The 6,773-nt window shown below is 33.8% G+C and carries 4 protein-coding genes; all 4 read right to left on the bottom strand.

Annotated elements, in window-relative coordinates; all coding sequences use genetic code 11:
* Positions 1-1,299: thiamine pyrophosphate-dependent dehydrogenase E1 component subunit alpha (locus VFS71_RS12020; protein WP_326401526.1), on the bottom strand; the 1,299-nt coding region annotated here is incomplete at its 3' end.
* Between the two features lie 187 nt (positions 1,300-1,486).
* Positions 1,487-4,312, bottom strand: a complete 2,826-nt coding sequence (locus VFS71_RS12015; RefSeq protein WP_326401525.1) for an aminopeptidase — start codon at positions 4,310-4,312, stop codon at positions 1,487-1,489.
* Between the two features lie 151 nt (positions 4,313-4,463).
* Positions 4,464-5,192, bottom strand: coding sequence for a TIGR00730 family Rossman fold protein (locus VFS71_RS12010; protein WP_326401524.1), 729 nt, complete (start codon positions 5,190-5,192; stop codon positions 4,464-4,466).
* A 139-nt stretch (positions 5,193-5,331) separates the two neighbouring features.
* Positions 5,332-6,773, bottom strand: a 1,442-nt coding sequence (uvrA, locus tag VFS71_RS12005; RefSeq protein WP_326401522.1) for an excinuclease ABC subunit UvrA, incomplete at its 5' end; no start/stop codon positions are given.

Raw genomic sequence — 6,773 nt, 5'->3', positions numbered from 1 at the left:
TTTTTTTATGTAATCAGTAATCCAATTGGATAATTCAATTTTGTCTTCTTCATTGATAATCAAACGCAATGTTTTTCGTGCGATTACCATTATTTCCTTTTTCAAAGGAGATTTAATATTTTTTAATGCTGTAGCATTTCTAAGAATTTCCTCTTTTTTGGCACTTGTTATAGCTATTCTTTCTAAAATCGCGACCAATTCGTTTTGCTCTTCAATTATTGGTCCGATAAAAGCATTCCAAGCGACTTTTTTACCTTCAAAAACTTCTTTTTTGGCTTCCAAATCGATAGCGTCAATTTCTTCTGGCGATGCAATATTGATTGCAATCATCCATAATTTCATTTGACGAATACAGTCAAAATCTTTTTCCCATGCTAATCTTGCCGCATTTTTATATCTTTCGTGTGAACCAGAACTAGAATGCCCTTGAGGTTGTGTAAGTTGATCAACATGAATCAAAACAGGAACGTGGTTCTCACGAGCTATTACAGCCGCTTTTTCATAAGTGGCAATCAAATCAACATAATCCCAACCTTTTACTTTTAGTATTTCAAAACCATTCGAATTTTCATCTTTTTGGTATCCTTTCAAAATTTCCGAAATACTTTCTTTAGTAGTTTGGTGTCTCGCATGTACAGAAATTCCATACTCATCATCCCAAACACTCATTACCATTGGAACTTGTAAAACTCCGGCAGCATTTATGGTTTCAAAAAATAATCCTTCTGATGTACTTGCATTTCCTATAGTTCCCCATGCAATTTCATTTCCATCTATAGAAAATTGTTCTGCATTTGGAATACCTGGAACGTTTCTGTATATTTTTGAAGCTTGTGCCAGTCCAAGTAATCTCGGCATTTGCCCAGCTGTTGGGGAAATATCGGCACTAGAATTTTTTTGTTGTGTCAAGTTTTTCCAAGATCCGTCTTCGTTCAAACTATGGGTTACAAAGTGACCACCCATTTGTCTTCCTGCAGACATTGGCTCCAGGTCAATATCAGTATGACCATATAAACCGGCAAAAAATTGTTCAATTGTCAATTCGCCAATAGCCATCATAAAAGTTTGATCGCGATAATACCCAGAACGGAAGTCTCCGTTTTTAAAGCATTTGGCCATGGCAAGTTGTGGAACTTCTTTTCCATCTCCAAAAATACCAAACTTGGCTTTTCCAGTTAATACTTCTTTACGGCCCAATAAACTACATTCTCTGCTTATTATGGCAATTCGGTAATCATTTAAGACTTCGGTTTTAAAATCTTCAAATGTTAAACTAGTATTGACTTTCTCTTTTATCATAATTTAAAAGTATAGCTTTTATGGTGCAAATCTAATCAAAAACTACGTATATATCATTATGTGATTCTGTATTTTTATAATTTTTTATGAAATAATTTCCATTAAAACGAATGTATTTTTATTATATATTTAATTTTAACTTAAAAAATTGTGTAATTGTTTAATATTTTAAAGTTTTTGTTTTGAATTAAAACCATTTTCGGGTAAAAAGATTAATTAATGATTTTGGGTTAAAAATAAAGATAAATCGTATTTTTTCACTGTAATCTTTTTGACTTACTTCAAATCCATTAGAAGAATATACTGGAAAGAATAATTCGAAGTAATCTTGAACCAAATTTAGTCGTATCCCACTATCATAAACGAAGTTATTATGAAACCCTTTATTTTTTACAAATCCAAAATCAGCATACGCATCTACCCAATTCCATAATAGACTATAGCTTAAATTTGTTGTTGCCAACCATTGATTTGATTCGGAAGGACTAACAAATGATTTAAATCCTCCCTGTGCCATAATGTATTGTTGACTTAATATTCCTGAGGTATCAGATCGTGCATAAACTGGGTAATCAAACAAATAATCATTTACTCTAGCAACTCCAAAATTATAATTTTGAGTATTATTGCTGTTGTATAAAAAAGTACCAGCAAATGCACGAACATTAAAATAACGATTGTCATTAAACAGCTTACGATATTCCATTTCCGCGGAAATTTTTCCAAAATAACCAGATAACTGAACATCGGTAAGGAATTTTACATGACTGGTAATTTCTGTTTTTATATTGGAATATTTAAGGTTCAAAATGGAGTAATTGTCTGTACTATCAATCACGAATGCTGATGGCTCTTTGTAAATAATATTGTATTTTATAAATATGGCTTGTTTTCTATTGTCTCTATAACTAGGTTCACGGAAGTATAATGACAAACTTGGATACAATTTAAAATAAGCAGCATCCTCAGCATAATGAAAATAGGAGCCATTTAAGGAATAGCGCATATTGTACAATCTTCTCTCTCTTAAATATTTGTTTACAATTAATTGATAACTGCCCACAATTGATTTGGTATTGATGGAGTACATCGGATTCAAAACAAACATAAATGGTTTGTCGAAGAAACTAAAATTGTAAAAACTGAATCCAGGCGCAAACCCATCATATTTATTGTAAAATAAAGTGGGGACATAAAATAATTGGGATCGATGAGGATCTTCCAAATCTTCAAAGAAAGTGAGTTTCAATGGGCGATTTAATGAAAAAGAGTACAATGATTTCCAGTTATTTCTCAAATTGAATTCAGGAACTTCGTTTTTATAATTGAGCACCAATTTGTCCACACTTTTTCTTTCGAAAGTGAGTACAGTATCTATTTCATTGGTCTCAAGCCATTTTTTAAAAATAATTTGTTTGTCTTTGATACCAAATACTGGCATTGGTACCAATGGAACTCCTTTATTTTTAACAATAAAAGTAACGCTGTCTTTTGTTTTGGAAAAATCTCCAAATTTATAATCTATCAGTTCTCGACTATCTATTATGTATTTAAAAAACCAGTCTATATTTTTTGCCGCTTTTGATTTCAATATGTCTTCAAAATCATTCCTGTCTGTTTGTCCTTCTTTATTTAGTTTATAGAATTGCTGAATTCCAGATAAAACCAAATCATTTCCAAGGTAGTCATCCAGATATTGCAAGCTCAAGCCAGCTTTGTATTTATTGGCAATTTGCACGTTGAATTTTATCAATGTGTTTTTGGGTTCATTAAGAGCTTGATCGAGATTTTTGCGAGCCATCAGCATATAATAATAGCTGTACTGCTCATTAAAATCTGTTTGTGCCAATTTGAACCCTCTAAATATAAAATATTTGGAAGCCGACCCCATCATTTTGCTGTCTGGGTGATATTGATCAATATAGTTAATCATAGTAAACATCTGGATCCCATCATAAATCCAATTATCTTTTCTGGAATCCAACAGCAAACTATTTTTGAGAAAATTATTCAAGTAGGTTTTTAAAAATTTTATTTCGAATAAAAAATCAGTATGAAAAGGGCGCATGAATTTAGGCAGTTGATTTAGTCCATAAAATGGATTCTTCTCATAATCTTCCTCTGAAACAATGATTTTTTCATATGGATATTGCCCAATTTGATTGTTCGAATAATCAACCACTCTTTTAATGATTGCTGTTTTCAATGAGTCATCAAATCTTCCGGAACCTAAGTTAGTCATGACTTCAAAATCACCAATTTTATAACTCTTGTAACTGGACTCTTTTTCGATAATAAGATCAAAATCGGTTCTTTTTTTACCCGTAAGATTCACATTGGTTACCTGTTCGTTTGCTGTGAAATTGTTAATTACCAAATCCGTTGTTACTGTGTTCTTATTGTTAATTTTCAAATCAATATCAAAATCCGAAACTCCATTGGCAATATCATCAAGGCTTTCATTACTGTATTTTATAAATTGATGATTTTCATAACGGGCAGGGGTAAGAAACCAGTTTTTGAGATGCATACCATATTTTTCAAAATGTCCGTATTTGGTAAATTTGTTGCTTGGAATCATGGAAACATAAGTAAGATGCAATTTTATCTTTTGACCAGGTTTCAATATACGGTGCAATATAACTTTAATATAATCAGGGTTGTTTTGGGTTCTTTCCCAGGTAAAAACGTTTTTATCTTTATCTTCTATAATTAAATTAACGGTTCCTCCGCGATCTTCTGCTAGTGCCATGTGAAACTTATTGTAGAATTCGTCCGAAAAACGTTTTCCCAATGGGCTCTCTCGGTCCGAAAAAGCATTGTTCCAATCATTCAACACTATAGAGGTTAAAGTGTCATTCGTTTGGTTATAAAAGGTAATTTCTTGATCAACTGACAGCGTATTTGAATTCATGTTCACAGTCACAGTCATTTTGGAGTGATGCTGTGCATATTGTTTGTGGAAAACCAACAAAACAATTAGGAGTAGGATGATTTTACCGTGAGTTTTCAATCTGGGGGATATATAAGTTTCTAAAAAAAGTATAAATCTAATACAATTTACAAAATATTAAGAAAACTACAGTATTTAATGGTCAAAATGCAAGTATACACGTCAAATGAAAAGAGCCGTCTCGTCTTTTGGGACGAGACGGCTCCTAGTGTTAAAAATTAGGACTCAAATCGTATTTCTTGTAGAAATTATCTAGTACTGTAACTACTTCATCTTCAGTATCCACAAGTTTGAATAAATTCAAATCTTCTGGGCTTACAGTATGTTCTCTTTCAACCAATACTGCTTTTATCCAATCAATCAAACCAGACCAAAATGTCGTACCCACTAATATAATTGGGAATTTGCCTATCTTTTTTGTCTGAATCAAGGTAATCGCTTCAAATAATTCGTCCATAGTTCCAAAACCACCGGGCATTACGACAAATCCTTGTGAATATTTCACAAACATTACTTTTCGAACAAAGAAATAATCAAAATTCAAGTTTTTGTCACTGTCGATATAAGGATTAAAATGCTGTTCAAAAGGCAATTCAATATTCAATCCCACCGAAGAGCCACCACCCAAATGTGCCCCTTTGTTACCGGCTTCCATAATTCCCGGACCACCACCAGTAATCACGCCGTAACCAGCTTTGCTTATTTTGAAAGCAATTTTCTCTGCCAATAAATAATATTTGTCCTCCGGTTTTATTCTCGCCGAACCAAAAATAGTGACACAAGGCCCAATACGGCTCATCGTATCATATCCGTTTACGAACTCAGACATAATTTTAAAAATCGCCCAACTGTCATTTGTTTTTATCTCATTCCAAGTTTTGCGCTTTAATTTATCTTGGATTACTTTATCTTCATCGTTGTCAAAATCTTCTAATCTCATCTGTTTCTATTTTTTTGGAGCTATTTCCCGCTATTCGTTTCAATCTCTCTCGTTAAAAAAACGAGAGAGGATTTCCACTGCTATCGGGGCTAGGATATTCGTTTTCAATTTAACTTTAATCTTTGTTAAAGATGTTTAACTAAGATAACTCTTTTTTCAAAAACTGAGCTGTATAGCTTTTTTTATTTTTTACGATTTCTTCAGGTGTTCCTTTGGCTACAAGCTGTCCTCCGCCTTTTCCTCCTTCTGGTCCAATGTCAATAATGTAATCGGCTAGTTTGATTACATCCATGTTGTGCTCAATAATCAAAATGGTATTTCCTTTGTCAACCAATTTATTAATAACATCCATCAGCACCCGAATGTCTTCAAAATGCAAACCAGTTGTTGGTTCGTCAAGAATATAGAAAGTGTTGCCGGTATCTTTTTTGGACAATTCACCTGCCAGTTTGATACGCTGTGCTTCACCACCAGAAAGTGTGGTACTTTGTTGTCCTAGTGTGATGTAGCCCAAACCAACATCCTGAATAGTTTTTACTTTTCTGTAGATTTTTGGTATGTTTTCAAAGAAAGGAACGGCTTCGTCAACTGTCATATTCAAAACATCCGAAATAGATTTTCCCTTATATCTAATTTCCAATGTTTCTCTGTTAAAACGCTTTCCTTGGCAAGTCTCGCATTCAACATACACATCTGGCAAAAAGTTCATTTCAATCGTACGTACTCCAGAACCTTCACAGGTTTCGCAACGTCCGCCTTTTACATTAAAACTAAAACGCCCTGCTTTATATCCCCGAATCATACTCTCGGAAGTCATCGTAAACAGGTTTCGTATTTCAGTAAAAACCTCGGTGTATGTTGCAGGATTGGAACGTGGTGTTCTTCCAATCGGGCTTTGGTCAATATCAATCACTTTGTCGATATGTTCCAAACCGTCTATTTTTTTATAAGGCATCGGAATTTTAACGCCATTAAAATAATAGGCATTCAAAATAGGGTAGAGGGTTTCATTAATTAATGTTGATTTCCCACTTCCCGAAACACCCGTAACGCATATCATTTTACCCAAAGGCAATTCAATCGAAACATTTTTTAGGTTATTCCCCGTAGCTCCGGTTAGTTTCAGGAATTTTCCATTTCCTTCACGGCGTTTTTCGGGAATTTCCAATTTCATTTTTCCGTTCAAATACTGTGCTGTTATCGTATTTGAAGCCAAAGTTTCGGCCGGAGTTCCGATACTGATGATTTCACCACCATATTTGCCTGCTTTTGGACCAATATCAATCACATAATCGGCACGTTCAATCATATCTTTATCGTGCTCCACCACAATCACTGAATTTCCAATATCGCGCAATTGCTCTAAAGAATGAATCAGTTTCTCATTATCTCTTTGGTGTAAACCAATACTTGGCTCATCCAGAATATATAATACACCAACCAATTGAGAACCAATTTGTGTGGCCAATCGAATCCGTTGTGCTTCACCTCCAGAGAGCGATTTTGAACTTCGGCTTAAAGCCAAATAATCCAAACCTACATTCATCAAGAAGTTCAATCGATCCTTAATCTCCTTGATTA

Origin of the sequence: Flavobacterium sp., assembly GCF_035760125.1 — a bacterium.
Lineage (GTDB): Bacteria > Bacteroidota > Bacteroidia > Flavobacteriales > Flavobacteriaceae > Flavobacterium.
This window is presented reverse-complemented; position numbering and strand designations above follow the sequence as displayed.